The following is a 14,572-nucleotide window of genomic DNA, read 5'->3' as shown; positions in this document are numbered from 1 at the left end:
GTCCAAAAAAATCGGGCGCACCACAAAATAATTAATCATTAAAAAACAATAGATTATTTAAAAAACGCAGCGGTTTTAGCCAAATAAATTAATCCGTTTTTTCTTGGACTCCTGCATTCAAGGCCTTTTCATAAAGAAAAAACGATCTAACGCACGCGTTGATTTTGGAATGTTGTACGACCACTGTAATCACCCATGCAGCCCGAACCTTCCAAAAACAATCAAAAGGTGCGCACCCCATGAACCTGCTTTTTTGCCCTATCCCCCCTCCCCCGGCCCGACCCGTGCGAAGGCATCTCTGAGCGCCTGACAGCGGCTGTTCGCGCCTCCCATTAATGCAGCGATTGCTCTGCCCCGGTACTGGGGGCATCGGCTTCGGCTGCGCGCGAACTTCACGATTCACCTGACAATAAAAAGGTCTACCCATGTCGAACTCGCACCTCTCCCCGTCCACCGCGCCGTCGGTGAGTGCCGGCGTACGGGACGCCGTCCTGCCCCAGCGGCTGCCGACCCGGCGTCGCTGGTTCATGCTGTCGTTGCTGCTGATTGCAACCATCATCAATTACATCGACCGCGTGAACATCTCGATTGCGGCACCGTTCATGGCCAAGGACCTGGGCCTGGACAAGATCGAAATGGGCCTGGTTTTCTCCGCGTTTGCCTGGACTTATGCCCTCGCCCTGGTACCAGCAGGCTTTGTGGCCGACCGCTTCGGCTCCCGGCTCACCTACGGCGTGTCGCTGATCAGTTGGTCAACCGTGACCGTGTGCCAGGGTTTCGCCACAGGGTTTGCATCGTTATTCGGCTTGCGCCTGGCCGTCGGCGCCATGGAAGCACCGGCGTTTCCGGCCAACAGCCGGGCAGTGACGGTGTGGTTCCCGGCCCGCGAACGCGGCATGGCCAGCAGCATCTATGTGTGCGGCCAGTACCTGGGCACGGCTCTGTTTACCGGCGTGCTGCTATGGCTGGCCACCACTTATGACTGGCGCCATGTGTTCTACAGCACAGGGTTGCTCGGCATCGTGTTCGGCGTGGCCTGGCTGTACCTGTACCGCGACCCGTTGAACTGCAAGCGCGTCAGCCAGGAAGAATTGAAGTACATCGAAGGCGGCGGTGGGCTGGTCAAGAGCAGCCAGGAGCGCACACGCTTCAATTGGCGACAGATCACCGAGCTGTTCGGCTACCGGCAGATATGGGCCATTTGCATCGGCAAGTTCGCCAGCACCTCGGCGCTGTACTTCTTCCTGACCTGGTTCCCGACATACCTGATCGAAGAGCGCAAGTTGACCATGATCAAGGCCGGGATCTTCGCGGTGCTGCCGTTCGTGGGCGCTACCGTCGGCATTCTATTGGCCGGCATCGTCTCCGACTTGCTGATACGCCGTGGCTACTCAATGTCCTTCGCGCGCAAGTTGCCCCTGGTGGTCGGCTCGATGCTGGGCATGTCGATTGTGCTGGTCAATTTCACCGACTCGAACGTGATCTGCATCGCGATACTGACCATTGCCTTCTTTGCCCAAGGCATCGCGTCGTCGTCGTGGGCCGCCGTATCGGAAGTGGCACCGAAGGAGCTGATCGGCCTGACCGGCGGGATCACCAGCCTGGCCGCCAATATCGGCGGGATCGTCACCCCGATCGTGATTGGCGGCATCGTTCACGCGACAGGCTCGTTTGCCTACGCGTTTTGGTTTATCGGCGGTGTCGCGCTGATTGGCACCTTGTCTTACTCGTTGCTGCTCGGCCGCTTGTACCGCATCGAACTCAAGGCGCGCTGAGTCAACAACATGTTTTTCTCCAACACCAGGCCGCAATCGTCCAACTTCACCCATGAATGCCGCCGTAGGCTGCTGCTTCCAACAGGACACTGATAAAAATGACCATGACCGAGTATGTGTTTACCCCCGATCTGCCCGTGACCTTGCCGGTTGCCGGTAGCCTGCAGCGCTTTCCCGTCGGCCGGGTATTTTGCGTCGGCCGCAACTACCCGTGGCCGGATACCCAAGGCCAGTCTCGCCAGCCGCCGGTGTTCTTCATGAAGCCCGCGAGCAGCGTGGTCGACGCGACGGGCGAGGTGACGTTCCCGCCGTTGACCGAAGAGTTTGCCCACGAAATCGAATTGGTCGTGGCCATCGGTGAGGGTGGCGCTCATATCCCAGAGGGCCAGGCGCTGGCCTACGTGTGGGGCTATGCCGCCGGCCTGGATTTGACCCGCCGCGATGTGCAGCGCGTAGCCAAAAGCCAGGGCCTGCCCTGGGAAGGCGCCAAGGTGTTCGACGGCGCCGCGCCCATGACCGCCATTGTGCCGGTGACTCACGCCGGGCACCCGAGCGGCGAGTTGTGGCTCAACGTCAATGGCCAGAAGCGCCAGCGTGACAGCCTCGACAGCCAGATCTGGTCGGTCAGCGAGATCATCAGCCGGATCTCCCAGTCGGTATCGCTGCGGGCCGGTGACCTGATCATGACCGGCAGCCCGGCGGGCGTGGATGTGCTGCAACCGGGCGATCTCATCAACGCCGGGATCGACGGCATCGGCCAACTCGAAATGCGCGTCGGCCAGCGCGCTTGAACCCGGCACACCTACCCGTAAATGGAAAAAGGAGATAACACCATGTCGAATCTTTTGAAGGTGGCCCTGGTTACCGGCGCCGGCAGCGGAATCGGCCGCGCCGTGGCCCTGGGCTTGATGGCGGACGGTTTCACCCTGGTACTGGCCGGGCGCCGGCCGGAGCCGTTGCAGGCCTTGGCCGAGTTGGCGACCAGCGAAGGCCACGAAGCCTTGGCCGTCCCCACTGATGTGCGCGACCCGGCCAGTGTCGACGCGCTGTTTGCAACCATTGCCGAGGTGTACGGACGTCTCGATGTGGTGTTCAACAACGCCGGGGTCAACGCCCCTGCCGTGCCATTGGATGAACTGACGTTCGAGCAGTGGCGCAACGTGATCGATACCAACCTCAACGGGGTTTTCCTCTGCGCCCGTGGCGCCTTCGGGCTGATGCGCCATCAACAGCCACAGGGTGGACGCATCATCAATAACGGCTCGATTTCCGCGCATACCCCACGGCCTTTCAGCAGCGCCTATACCGCCAGCAAACATGCGGTGTTGGGGCTGACCAAATCCCTGGCCCTGGACGGGCGCGAATTCAACATTGCCTGCAGCCAGATCGACATCGGCAACGCCTTGACCGACATGTCGGTGCGCATGACCAAAGGCGTACGCCAGGCCAACGGCACCATCGCCGTGGAGCCGATGGTCGACGTCAAGCACGTGGCCGATGCCGTGCGCTACATCGCCGCGCTGCCCCTGGAAGCGAACGTCCTGAACATGACCGTCATGGCCAGCGCCATGCCGTTTGCCGGTCGCGGTTAAACCGGCCTTTTTATTCCGTGACACGAGGTTCCCAATGAAACCAGAAGTCTTGCAGCTCAGCCCGATCCTGATCCCTGAAATCAACGCGCGGCTCGATGAGCTGTTTACCGTCAGACGTTACTTCCAGCAGGCCGACAAGCCGGCTTATTTACAGGAACACGGTGCGAACATTCGCGGGGTGATCACCGGCGGGCATACCGGCATCAGCCAGGCGCTGATGGCGCAACTGCCGAGATTGGAAGTGGTGGCGGTCAACGGCGTGGGCACCGATGCGGTGGACCTGGCGTATGCCCGGGATCGCGGGATCCGCGTGACCGCAACGATCGGCGCGCTGACCGAGGACGTCGCCGACCTGGCCATCGGCTTGCTGATCGCCGTGTGCCGTGGGCTGTGCACCAGTGATCGCTATGTGCGCTCGGGCCAGTGGCCGCAGAGTCCGACACCGCTGGCGCCCTTGCCGTTGGCGCGCCAGGTGTCCGGCATGCGCATCGGCATCGTCGGCATGGGTCGGGTCGGGCGGGCAGTCGCCACTCGAGCGGCGGCCTTCGGTTGCCCGATCTGCTACACCGACCTGCAGCCGATGAGCGATGTGAGCCATACCTTCATCGCCGACCTGAAACAGTTGGCCAGCCAAAGCGACGCGCTGATCCTGGCCGCCGCCGCCGACCAGGCTGAAGCCATTATCAACGCCCAGGTGTTGCAGGCATTGGGCAAGGACGGCTACTTGATCAACGTGGCACGCGGCAAGCTGGTCAACGAGGCGGACTTGGTGGCCGCGCTGGCCGCCGGTGAGATCGCGGGGGCGGCCCTGGACGTGTTTGTCGACGAGCCGAATGTTCCCGAGGCGCTCTTCGCCAATGAACAAGTGGTGCTGCAACCCCACCGCGCCAGCGCGACGCTGCAAACCCGCACGCGCATGGGGGACATGGTGGTGGCGAGTCTGCTGGACAGTTTCGCCGGGAAAAAACCCCAGGGTTGTGTGACGGATTGAGCATTTGATCGTTCCCACCTGCGTGGGAACGATCAAAGCCCCCCTCACCACCGCCTCACGCCACCTTGAACCGATTGACCAGCCGCTGCTGGTGCTCGGCCAAACGCGCCAATTCCTGGCTGGTGATTGCGGTTTGCTCGGCGCCGGCACTGACCTGGATGACCAGGTCGTTGATCTCGTTGACGTTACGGTTGATGTCTTCTGAAACCGCACTCTGCTCTTCAGCCGCCGAAGCAATCTGCAGATTGCGATCACTGATACTGGCCACGCCTTCGGCGATCTCCAACAACAATTCACCTGCACGTTCGACCTTGCGCGCACCGTCCTGGGCCTTGCCCAGAGTCTCCTGCATGGACGAGCTCGCCCGATCGGAACCACTTTGCAGGTTGCTGATCATCTGCTGAATATTCCCCGTGGACTCCTGGGTCTTCTGCGCAAGTACCCGCACCTCGGACGCCACCACGGCAAATCCGCGCCCATGATCCCCTGCCCGCGCCGCTTCGATGGCCGCGTTCAGGGCCAGCAGGTTGGTTTGCTCGGCAATGCCGCGAATGACGTCGAGCACGGAGGAAATCCCATCGCTTTCCTGCTTGAGTTCGCCAATGATCAGCGCGGTGTCCTCGGCCTGCCCCGAGAGCTGGCGGATCAGGGTGATGGTGCCTTCGATCTCGGCACGTCCTTGGGTGGTGCTGGTATTGACCCGTTGCGACAGTTGCGCCGCATCGTTGGTGCTGTGCGCCACCTCGCGCACGGTGGCGCTCATTTCGTTGATCGCCGTGGCCACCAGTTCAGTGCTTTGGCGCTGCTGCTCGACGCTTTGGCTGGTCTGCATCGTCACGGTTGAAGACTCCTCCGCCGCCGTTGCAACCTGTGCGGTGGCGTTGCCGATTTCCTGCACCACGCCACTGATCTCTTGCGCCATGCGGTTGAGGTTGCGCGAGATCTGACCGAATTCGTCCTTGCTGTCATAAGTCGCCCGCGCGGTGAGATCGCGCTGTGCCAGGTCATTGAGCACGCGGTTGAGGTCGCGCACCGCCGAATCGATCATGCGGATGATCAGCCAGGACAACACCGCCACCGCCAACAGGGCCACGATCACTGCGCCGATGGTCAGCCACAGGGCGCGGCTGGCGTCATCCCGCTCGTGCATCGCCAGGCTGCTGACACTTTGGCCCAGGGCTTCCTCCACTTGGCTCATCAGGTCAATGCGTTGGGTAGAGGTTTCAAACCAGGCTTCGGGTTTGATCCCCAGCGCCTGCCCCATCGGCACCTCAAACGCCAGGCGCTGCAACTTGGCGACTTCGACGGCGGCCGGTTGCTGCATTTGCGTATCGAACTGCGCCAGCGAGGCCGCGGGTGCCTTGCGCCGGAATGCATCGTAATAGGCGCCGAACTCGCCCAGGTTACGGCTGAAGCGCGACAACAGCGCTTCATCGAAATGCCCCTGGGCGAAGACCAGGCCCAGCACCACGCGCTCGCGTCCGGCCCGCTCTTTCATTTCGATAAATTGATTCAGGGCCCCCAGGGCGTAGACGATGGTCGCGTTGTTGACGCTCGCTTCCAGGGAATGGGTGTAACCGGTCAGCACTTGAATGATCTCGGTATACCGCGCGCCGGATTCGGTGCTGTTGATGCTCAGTTTATCGACCTGCCCGCGCATCGCCGGCAACTGGTCCAGGGCCCGCAGGACGTTGTCCAGGTTCGCACCGCCGGAGGTGGACAAACCGCGCACCACCTCGACGGCCGCGCTGGAGTCCCTGCGCATCTGCACCATTCGTTCGCCCATGGACTTGCCGCCACTGCCGAGGAACACGCCACTGGCACCACGCTCACGCTGCAAGGTGGTAATCAACTGGCTCAACTTCTGGGCGGTGGCGCTGGCCATCACCGTGGTGTTCATGTCACGCAGCGTTTTGTAGTTGTCCACCACAAACACGCCGGCCAGGGTCAGGAACCCGAGCATGGGCAGTAGCAGAATCAACAACAGTTTCAGACGCAGCGGAGCGTTCTTAAGCATTTCCCTAAAGCCTCATGTCCATGGATCAGACTGGCGCCTGTCACGCCAAGATAGTGGCGCCATAATATCACCCATGAAAACAGCGCTACCGCTCTCGGACGGCCATCTGGAGCCAATAGGGGGTTGTACTGACCCAGATCAATAAACCCTCACAAACCAATCGGCTGCCGGCCCCTGTGTTGATCGAGCACCTTGATTGACTGACTCAATCCTCTCGAATACTTGCCTGATCCTCCGAATGTTCGGTTTTTTCGTAGATGGCCCTTGTGCCCTGATCTAGAGTTCGACAATGGGCGCCCATCGCCTTTCTTATAAGAAACACGCCATCCCGACCGATGATCAGCAGGTGAGCCAGCCATGGAATTACGCATCAACCAAAAAACCTATCAGGTCGACGCCGACGCCGACACGCCGCTGCTGTGGGTGATCCGCGATGACCTGGGGCTGACCGGCACCAAGTACGGCTGCGGCCTGGCCCAATGCGGCGCCTGCTCGGTGCTGGTGGACGGCAATGTCGTGCGCTCGTGCGTCACGCCGGTGGCCGGGGTGGTCGGGCGTGAGATCACCACCATCGAGGCTATCGAAGCCGATGCAGTCGGCAAGCGGGTGGTCAGTGCCTGGGTCGAGCATCAGGTGGCGCAATGCGGTTACTGCCAGTCCGGGCAGGTGGTGGCAGCCACCGCGCTGCTCAAGCACACCCCCGCCCCCACCAATGCGCAGATCGACGCGGCCATGGTCAACCTGTGCCGCTGCGGCACCTACAACGCCATCCATGCCGCCATGCATGACCTGGCCGCCGGGAAGGAGAGGGCCTGATGAACACGCCATCCGTCATCCCTGGCATCACATTGGGCGAGCCGATCAACCTGTCGCGTCGCCGCTTCCTGGCCAGCACGGCCGTGGGTGCGCTGGTCATCGGTTTTGGCCTGCCGCTGGGCTCGGCCCGAGTGCAGGCCGCTGCCGCCGCAGAACGCGGCACCCAGGTGCCGGCGTTCCTGGAGATTCGCCCGGACGGTACGGTGCGCCTGCTCAGCCCCTTTATGGAAGGTGGCCAAGGCACCCACACCGCCATGGCGCAGATCGTCGGCGAAGAGCTGGATGCCGACCCTGCCACCTTTATCGTCGAAGCCGCGCCACCCGGTGAGGCCTATGTGGTGATGGACAACGGCATGCGCATCACCGGCGGCAGCATGTCGGTGCGCATGAGCTACCCGGTCATGCGCCGCCTGGGCGCCCTCGCCCGCGCCATGCTGTTGCAGGCCGGCGCCGAGCAGCTTGGTGTGCCGGTGGCCCAACTGACCACCCAGCCTGGCCGCGTGGTGCACGCCGCCTCCGGGCGCTCCCTGGGCTACGGCGAGTTGGCCGGCCGCGCCCTGGACATGCCGGTGCCCGACCCGGCCAGCATCACCCTGCGCGACCCGAGCCAGTTCCGCTGGATCGGCAAGCCGGTCAAGCGCCTGGATGCCTATGACAAATCCACCGGCAAGGCGCAGTACAGCATCGACATCAAGGTCGACGGCATGCTCCACGCCGCCGTGCAGCACGCGCCGCGCCTGGGCATGACCGTGGGCAGCCTGCGTAACCAATCCCAGGTCGAAACCATGAAAGGCGTGCACTCGGTGCATGTGCTGCCCGGTGCGGTAGCCGTGGTGGCCGAACGCTGGTGGCACGCCAAGCGTGCGGTGGAGGCGATCCAGGTCGACTGGCAGGAACCGACGGCCGACTCAAAAGTGCGGGGCATGCCCGCGGATTTTTCCAGCGACGGCTTTCGCGACTTTCTCGCGGCCCAGCAAGGTCCGGCCCGTGACGACGAGAACGAAGGCGATGTGGCCGGCGCGTTGAAAAACGCCAAGACCCAGGTCGAGGCTACCTACCACAACCAGTACCTCAACCATGCCCAACTGGAGCCGCCGTCAGCCCTGGCGCGCTTCAACCCCGACGGTTCGCTGGAGATCTGGCTGCCCAACCAGGCGCCCGATATGTTCCGCGCCGACATCGCCAAGCGCGCCGGGCTCGACCCCGCGCAGGTGACCCTGCACTCGCCGCTGCTGGGCGGTTTTTTCGGCCGGCACTTCCTGTATGACTCGGCCAGCCCCTACCCCCAGGCGATTGCATTGGCCAAGGCGGTGGGCCGTCCGGTCAAGCTGATCTGGAGCCGTGAGGAAGAGTTCCTGCGCGACGTGTTGCGCCCGGTGGCGGTGGTCAAGTTCCGCGCCGCGCTGGACGCCGACGGCCTGCCGGTGGCGATCGAAGCGGTGAGCGCCACCGAAGGCCCCACCGAGGCCATCGCCGGCAAGCAGGGCGAAAAACTCGACCCCACCGCCCTTGAAGGCCTGTCGGGCAAGAGCTACGCCATCCCCAACAAACGCATCGCGCAGATCTACGTCAAGGGCCCGGCCATGCTCGGCTACTGGCGTTCGGTGGGCAATTCGCTGAATGACTTCTTCTACGAAGCGTTCCTTGATGAGCTGGCGGACAAAGGCGGCCGCGATCCCTATGAGCTGCGCCTGCACCTGCTGCGCGACAACCCACGGCTGACCACCCTGCTCAAGGCCGTGGGCGAGTTGTCCGGTGGCTGGAAACGGGGCCCCTACACTGCCGAAGACGGTACCCGGCGCGCCCGTGGCGTGGCCATGGCCTCGCCGTTCGGCTCCCACGCGGCAGTGATCGCCGAAGTGTCGATTGAAAACGGCCAGGTCAAGGTCCACCACATCTGGGAAGCCATCGACCCCGGCAGCATCGTCAACCCGGCGATTGTGCAAGCTCAGGTCAATGGCGCGGTGGCCCTGGGGCTCTCGCAAACCTTGCTGGAAGAAGCGGTGTACGTGGACGGCAAGCCACGGGCGCGCAATTACGACCTCTACCCGATCCTGCCGCCCTCACGGATGGCGCAGGTGCACGTGAAGATTGTCGAGAGTGGCGAGAAGATGGGCGGCATCGGTGAGCCTCCGCTCCCCGCTGTGGCGCCAGCCGTGGTCAATGCGGTAGCGCAGTTGACCGGCCAGCGTGTTCGCAGCCTGCCATTAAGCCGACACACCTTCAGCTAACCGAGCGAGACCGCCCATGAACAACCGTCGATTCGCAAGAACCGCAGGCTGGCTGGTGCTGCCCTGCCTGGTCGCCGCCGGCCTGCTGGCCTGGTATGTCACCCGCCAGCCCGCCACCCCGTTCGCGCAGGAACAAGCCGCCAGCGTCGACCCCGCACAGGTCAGTCGCGGCGAATATGTCGCCCGCCTCAGTGACTGCGTCGCCTGCCACAGCCTGCCGGGCAAGGCGCCCTTCGCCGGGGGCCTGGAAATGGCCACGCCGCTGGGCGCCATTCACGCCACCAACATCACCCCGGACCGCACCCACGGCATCGGCACCTACAGCCTCGCCGACTTCGACCGTGCAGTGCGCCACGGCGTAGCACCGGGCGGCCGCCGGCTCTACCCCGCGATGCCCTACCCGTCTTACGCCAAGCTCAGAGACGACGATATCCGCGCGATGTATGCGTTCTTCATGCAAGGCGTACAACCGGCCAACGAGCCCAACATCCCCAGCGATATTCCCTGGCCGCTCAATCTGCGCTGGCCCATCGCCTTGTGGAACGGCCTCTTCGCGCCGACCGCCACTTACGCGGCCAAACCCAACCAGGATGCGCTATGGAACCGTGGCGCCTACATCGTCCAAGGCCCTGGCCACTGCGGCAGCTGCCACACACCGCGCGGCCTGGCCTTCAACGAAAAAGCCCTGGACGAATCCGGCAAGCCGTTCCTCGCCGGCGCCCTGCTCGACGGCTGGTACGCACCGAGCCTGCGCCAGGACCCGAACACCGGCCTGGGGCGCTGGAGCGAGGCGCAGATCGTGCAGTTCCTCAAGACCGGGCGCAACGCCCATGCGGTGGTCTATGGCTCGATGACCGAAGCCGTCAACAACTCCACGCAGTTCATGGCCGACGACGACCTGGCCGCCATCGCGCGTTACCTCAAGTCACTGCCTGGCGACCCACAGCGTGACGGCACGCCCTGGCAGTACGTAGCCGCCGATACACGCCAGGACGTCCCCGGTGCCCACACCTACGCGACCCGCTGCGCCTCCTGCCATGGCCCGGACGGCAAGGGCCAGCCCGAATGGATGCCGCCCCTGGCCGGCGCCACCTCGGCATTGGCCAAGGAAAGTGCCTCGGCGATCAACATCACCCTCAACGGCTCACAGCGGGTAGTCGCCGCCGGCGTACCGGACGCCTATCGCATGCCGGCGTTTCGTGAACAACTGTCCGATGCGGAAATCGCCCAGGTGCTGACCTACGTGCGCAGCACCTGGGGCAACCACGCAGAGGCGGTCGACGCCAAGGCAGTCGGCAAGCTGCGCGGGCATACCGACCCGGCCAGCAGCAGTCCGATTATTTTGCATATGCGTTGAAGGTAGCGTCCCGACCTTTTCCCCGGCGTGGGCAGTGAAATGAGCATGCCGGGGAATAAGGGTTGATGTGAACAAACTTAGTATTGATCCGGCCCCGCGAACGTTGATCTGTCCGATTACTCGCCTATTCAAGCTCGCCTCTTCCGACAACCAAAACAGAATCCTTCTACGTAACGGATTAACCATTACGCACGGAAATATGTTGGCAACCTCAGCAAGATCGAGACCCAACTGACCGAGCGGAACATGGCAAATTCACACTACCGCTATTTATGGCTGGCCATCTTCCTGACTGACGGTTCCTTCAACCGCTTTTTCATACATATAAAGTATGCATAATGAAGACGTTCAGGATTCAATACGATGAGGCAAAAAACATCGCCAATCAGCAGAAGCACAAGGGCATAAGCCTGGCGGACGCAGAACCGGTGTTCAACGATGAGATCGCCCTGACGATACAAGACCACGATCACGGTGAAGAGCGCTGGGTGACCATGGGCACTGACGCGAGGGGACGAATTTTGGTAGTGACATACACTTACCGCGATCCGAATTTCGTACGCGTTATCAGCGCCAGGCTCGCATCAAAAAATGAACGGCGCCGTTATCTGGAGGCTTGAACAATGAAAGACGAATACGATTTCACCCACGGCAAACGCGGTGCTGTCGCCAGCAACAAAGGCAAGACCCGCATCACCATCATGCTTGACGATGCGGTTATCGATGCTGCCCGTGAACGCGCAGAAAGCGCCGGTACGGGCTATCAAACCGTGATCAACAATCTGTTGCGTCAGGCGTTGATTTCGCAACACGCACACAATCTGGCGCCCGCCCCAAAGAAGCGGGCTAAAACCCTGCAAGTTATCAACAGTGGCATTAGCCTTTCTGAGGTTGAAGCACTGGAACAACAACTCATCGCTGTCGCTGGCGAGTTGAATCGCGTGCTGGGCACAGCCAAACTGGCCGATTGACCAAGGCTTTCTGCGACCTACCCCAACTCCCGCTTGAGTGGCTAACGGTCCAGCGCCCCATCCCAGCGGGCAATGAACAGGGTGGCCACGCCGTTGCCGATCACATTGATCAGTGCACCGCCTTCGGAGATAAACCGGTAGACGCCCAGTACCAGCACCAGACCTGCTGCCGGTATCACATAGATCGAGCCGAGGGTGCGGTCCGCCCTCCGAACTAATTTGAACGAACCCCCACGTTTATCCATCAACACTGAAGGACCTATCAGACACGAGAACGGCTTGTGTCGCTCCTACGCGAGCTACGAACCCGGCGGCCTTGATCAGGCCCCTGCACTCTTCGCTCGCACATGACGACCTTGGGGTGAAGGCCATGGCAGCGAATAGGCGTGAAGCGTCAAAACAAACCGGCTGGGAAGCGGAGCTGGCCAGGAACACCGAACTGTTCTACGAGGCCGACCGCCTGGAAACACAGGCCTACGCCATCATAGGCAGCAGCTTGGCCGACGCCGGTGACTGGCTGCGCTTTACCGAAGCGAAACAGATAGCCGATGCAAAGCGCACCGAGGCGTATCAGGACCTGATGCGGATCCGGCGCGGCATGGAGGCTGCGCGCTCCGACTGAGGCCGCTCGGGGCGCTGCGGCAAGACAAAAAAGCCACTCGTTCGAGTGGCTTTTCTGGGTTTTCACAGCGCCTCAGGAAGAAAAAACCTCCGCGCGCTGCCGTGTTGTCTTTTTGTACCGGAGCGGCTGCTGCCAGGCCAACTGCGCCTGGACCTGCGCTACGGCCTCCAACACCCGCTGCGCCCAGTTTTCGTCCTGAGGGTCCACCACTACCACGCGAAAACCGTGGTCATGGCCTTCACTGCGCACGCCTTCGGAGTCATCCACATGCAGGTCGATGTCGAAGGCCGGGGGGAATTTCGAGGGTGCGTTCGACAGCCCGCGTGCCGTCAGGGCATGGTTGTGCAGCACGCTGTTGACCACGCCGTCGACGCGGATGCCGTAGAGCATCAGCCAGCGGCGGATATACGACGGCGTGCGACCGGACGAGGTGTAGACCCAGATGCTGCAGCCCTGGCGGCGTAGCTCGCGGGTCAGGGAGCGCGTGCCGATCCGCAAGGGCTCACCCAGCCAACGGTGCACGCAGGCCGGCAGCCGGCTCGGCTCGACGTCGCAGTGGTGCAGCTGGCAGGCCAGGGTGTCGTCGATATCGAAGGAAATACGGATACGCGGGCGCTGCTGCATCGGCAGGATGCGCTGGAGGGCCCGCCCTGCCCTGGCGAATACCGGAGAACCGCTCATCAATGGCCTCCTTGAAAAACGGGCTGGCGCGGGTCCTTGAGAAAAAACTTGTGCGGATCCGGCGCCTGTTCTTCCAGGAAGGCAGCGTATTTTTTCTTGATCTTGGGCAATTCGTACAACGCCTTGACTCCATGTTTGGCTGAGTTGCGGATCACCGACGAAGGGTTGAAGTAGCCCTCGGCGTTCTCCAGCGTCAGCACGAACGGCGGCAGGCCTGCACGCATCAGCAAATAGCTGACGATCAGCGAACCGCTGCGGTTGTTGCCTTCAATGAACAGCTGCGGCTTGCTGAGGATGCGTACATACACCCCGGCGGCGCGCTTCCAGACTGATTCACTGCGATACGCGCAGTACCAGTTGTACAAGTCCTTGATGCCACCTTCGACATTGTTGAAGAAGTGTTCTTCGGTCGCCACCAGGTGGTGGGCGTATTCCAGGCGCCGTGACGGGTCGCTGCCACAGAGCACGGTGGCGTTGATCTCCAGCATCAGGTCCAGCTGCTGCAGGTCGAACAGGTCGACGCCCCGCGCGACATAGTCGTCAATCAGCGCGTAGCCTTCAAGCACGTTGTGCAGCACTTCGTCGGTCAACGGGTCGCGCGGCTCGGTAAAGTCCCGGCTGAGCTCGGCAAAGCGCTGTTGCACCTCACGCAGTGCGCGTTCAATCGCGGGCAAATCAAGGCGTCGTGTTGCAGGCATCGGCATTCCCATAAGCAGTGGAAAATACGGGAGCATCCCAGCTCCCGCAGGGGCATCAGCTGAACTTGCCGCTGATGTAGTCCCCGGTCATTTGTTCACGCGGGTTCTCGAAGATCTGCGCCGTCGGGCCCATTTCCACCAGATAGCCGGTGCGCGTGCCCTGGGAAATATCCACCGAGAAAAACGCCGTGGTGTCGGCCACGCGGATGGCCTGCTGCATGTTGTGGGTCACCAGGGCGATGGTGTAGTCCTTCTTCAACTCGACCATCAGCTCCTCGACCCGGCGCGTGGCGATCGGGTCCAGCGCCGAGCACGGCTCGTCGAGCAACAGCACTTCCGGCTCGGTGGCGATGGCGCGGGCGATGCACAGGCGTTGCTGCTGGCCACCGGACAGCGACAGGCCGCTGACCTTGAGCTTGTCCTTGACCTCATCCCACAGCGCGGCGCCTTGCAGGGCGTGCTTGACGCGGTCGCCCAGGTCGCCCTTGTAGCGGTTCAGGCGCAGGCCAAAGGCGACGTTGTCGAAGATGCTCATCGAGAACGGGTTCGGCTGCTGGAACACCATGCCGATGTAGCGGCGCACGACCACCGGGTCCACGCCCTTGCCGTAGACGTCCTGGCCAAGGAAGTGCACATGGCCCTCGAAACGGAAGCCCTTGACCAGGTCGTTCATGCGGTTGAGGCTACGCAGCACGGTACTTTTACCGCAACCGGAAGGGCCGATGAAGCCGGTGATCTTGTTCTTTTCGATCGGCACATGGCTGTCACGCACGGCCATGAAGTTGCCGTAGAAGATCTTGTCCAGCTTGCAGTCCATGACC

14 protein-coding genes and 1 pseudogene are annotated in these 14,572 nt (G+C 62.3%); 10 read left to right on the top strand and 5 right to left on the bottom strand.

Features of this window, described 5'->3' with window-relative positions:
* Positions 1-425 precede the first annotated feature (425 nt).
* The 4 genes from Q8X51_RS18990 (at position 426) to Q8X51_RS18975 (ending at position 4,358) form a co-directional block, all read left to right on the top strand.
* Positions 426-1,775, top strand: a complete 1,350-nt coding sequence (locus Q8X51_RS18990) for an MFS transporter (RefSeq protein ID WP_065947972.1) — start codon at positions 426-428, stop codon at positions 1,773-1,775.
* Positions 1,776-1,873: 98 nt separating this feature from the next.
* Positions 1,874-2,566, top strand: a complete 693-nt coding sequence (locus Q8X51_RS18985) for a fumarylacetoacetate hydrolase family protein (protein ID WP_407694690.1) — start codon at positions 1,874-1,876, stop codon at positions 2,564-2,566.
* 42 nt (positions 2,567-2,608) lie between these two features.
* On the top strand, positions 2,609-3,367 hold the full coding sequence (locus Q8X51_RS18980) for an SDR family oxidoreductase (RefSeq protein WP_074846002.1): 759 nt from the start codon (positions 2,609-2,611) through the stop codon (positions 3,365-3,367).
* Positions 3,368-3,401: 34 nt separating this feature from the next.
* Entirely contained in the window at positions 3,402-4,358 is a 957-nt protein-coding gene (locus tag Q8X51_RS18975; RefSeq protein ID WP_065947975.1) for a 2-hydroxyacid dehydrogenase, read from the top strand.
* Between the two features lie 55 nt (positions 4,359-4,413).
* On the opposite strand, the gene Q8X51_RS18970 is transcribed toward Q8X51_RS18975, so the two are convergent.
* On the bottom strand, positions 4,414-6,243 hold the full coding sequence (locus tag Q8X51_RS18970; protein WP_407694715.1) for a methyl-accepting chemotaxis protein: 1,830 nt from the start codon (positions 6,241-6,243) through the stop codon (positions 4,414-4,416).
* A 489-nt stretch (positions 6,244-6,732) separates the two neighbouring features.
* On the opposite strand from Q8X51_RS18970, the gene Q8X51_RS18965 reads away from it, so the two are divergent.
* The 5 genes from Q8X51_RS18965 to Q8X51_RS18945 all read left to right on the top strand — a co-directional run bounded on the left by Q8X51_RS18965 (position 6,733) and on the right by Q8X51_RS18945 (position 11,750).
* A complete protein-coding gene (locus Q8X51_RS18965; RefSeq protein WP_407694689.1) occupies positions 6,733-7,191 on the top strand; it encodes a (2Fe-2S)-binding protein in 459 nt (152 codons plus the stop codon).
* A complete protein-coding gene (locus Q8X51_RS18960; RefSeq protein ID WP_065947977.1) occupies positions 7,191-9,422 on the top strand; it encodes a xanthine dehydrogenase family protein molybdopterin-binding subunit in 2,232 nt (743 codons plus the stop codon). The genes Q8X51_RS18965 and Q8X51_RS18960 overlap by 1 nt, the downstream gene beginning before the upstream one ends.
* 16 nt (positions 9,423-9,438) lie before the next feature.
* Entirely contained in the window at positions 9,439-10,779 is a 1,341-nt protein-coding gene (locus tag Q8X51_RS18955; protein WP_407694688.1) for a c-type cytochrome, read from the top strand.
* Positions 10,780-11,117: 338 nt separating this feature from the next.
* Positions 11,118-11,399 carry a BrnT family toxin gene (locus tag Q8X51_RS18950; RefSeq protein ID WP_053139605.1) on the top strand — a complete coding sequence of 94 codons (282 nt, stop codon included), beginning with the start codon at positions 11,118-11,120 and terminating at the stop codon, positions 11,397-11,399.
* A 3-nt stretch (positions 11,400-11,402) separates the two neighbouring features.
* Positions 11,403-11,750, top strand: coding sequence for a BrnA antitoxin family protein (locus Q8X51_RS18945; RefSeq protein ID WP_065928088.1), 348 nt, complete (start codon positions 11,403-11,405; stop codon positions 11,748-11,750).
* Between the two features lie 41 nt (positions 11,751-11,791).
* On the opposite strand, the pseudogene Q8X51_RS18940 reads toward Q8X51_RS18945, so the two are convergent.
* Positions 11,792-11,947 (bottom strand): annotated as a pseudogene (locus Q8X51_RS18940) (C4-dicarboxylate transporter DctA); the annotation flags it as partial.
* A 173-nt stretch (positions 11,948-12,120) separates the two neighbouring features.
* On the opposite strand from Q8X51_RS18940, the gene Q8X51_RS18935 reads away from it, so the two are divergent.
* Positions 12,121-12,372 (top strand): hypothetical protein, encoded by a 252-nt coding sequence (locus Q8X51_RS18935; protein WP_053139889.1) that lies wholly within the window; start codon positions 12,121-12,123, stop codon positions 12,370-12,372.
* A gap of 72 nt (positions 12,373-12,444) precedes the next feature.
* On the opposite strand, the gene Q8X51_RS18930 is transcribed toward Q8X51_RS18935, so the two are convergent.
* From Q8X51_RS18930 to pstB, 3 genes are read right to left on the bottom strand one after another with little or no spacing between them, the layout of a single operon-like run.
* Positions 12,445-12,996: a hypothetical protein gene (locus Q8X51_RS18930; RefSeq protein WP_027603521.1), complete on the bottom strand. Its 552-nt coding sequence runs from the start codon at positions 12,994-12,996 to the stop codon at positions 12,445-12,447.
* 56 nt (positions 12,997-13,052) lie between these two features.
* Positions 13,053-13,751: a hypothetical protein gene (locus tag Q8X51_RS18925; protein WP_407694687.1), complete on the bottom strand. Its 699-nt coding sequence runs from the start codon at positions 13,749-13,751 to the stop codon at positions 13,053-13,055.
* Positions 13,752-13,806: 55 nt separating this feature from the next.
* Entirely contained in the window at positions 13,807-14,568 is a 762-nt protein-coding gene (pstB, locus tag Q8X51_RS18920) for a phosphate ABC transporter ATP-binding protein PstB (RefSeq protein WP_010210300.1), read from the bottom strand.
* Between the last annotated feature and the right edge of the window lie 4 nt (positions 14,569-14,572).

Origin of the sequence: Pseudomonas sp. Yb2C2 (assembly GCF_052112325.1) — a bacterium.
Lineage (GTDB): Bacteria > Pseudomonadota > Gammaproteobacteria > Pseudomonadales > Pseudomonadaceae > Aquipseudomonas > Aquipseudomonas marginalis.
The sequence above is the reverse complement of the archived record's forward strand: the minus strand, read 5'-3'. Positions and strand labels throughout refer to the sequence as shown.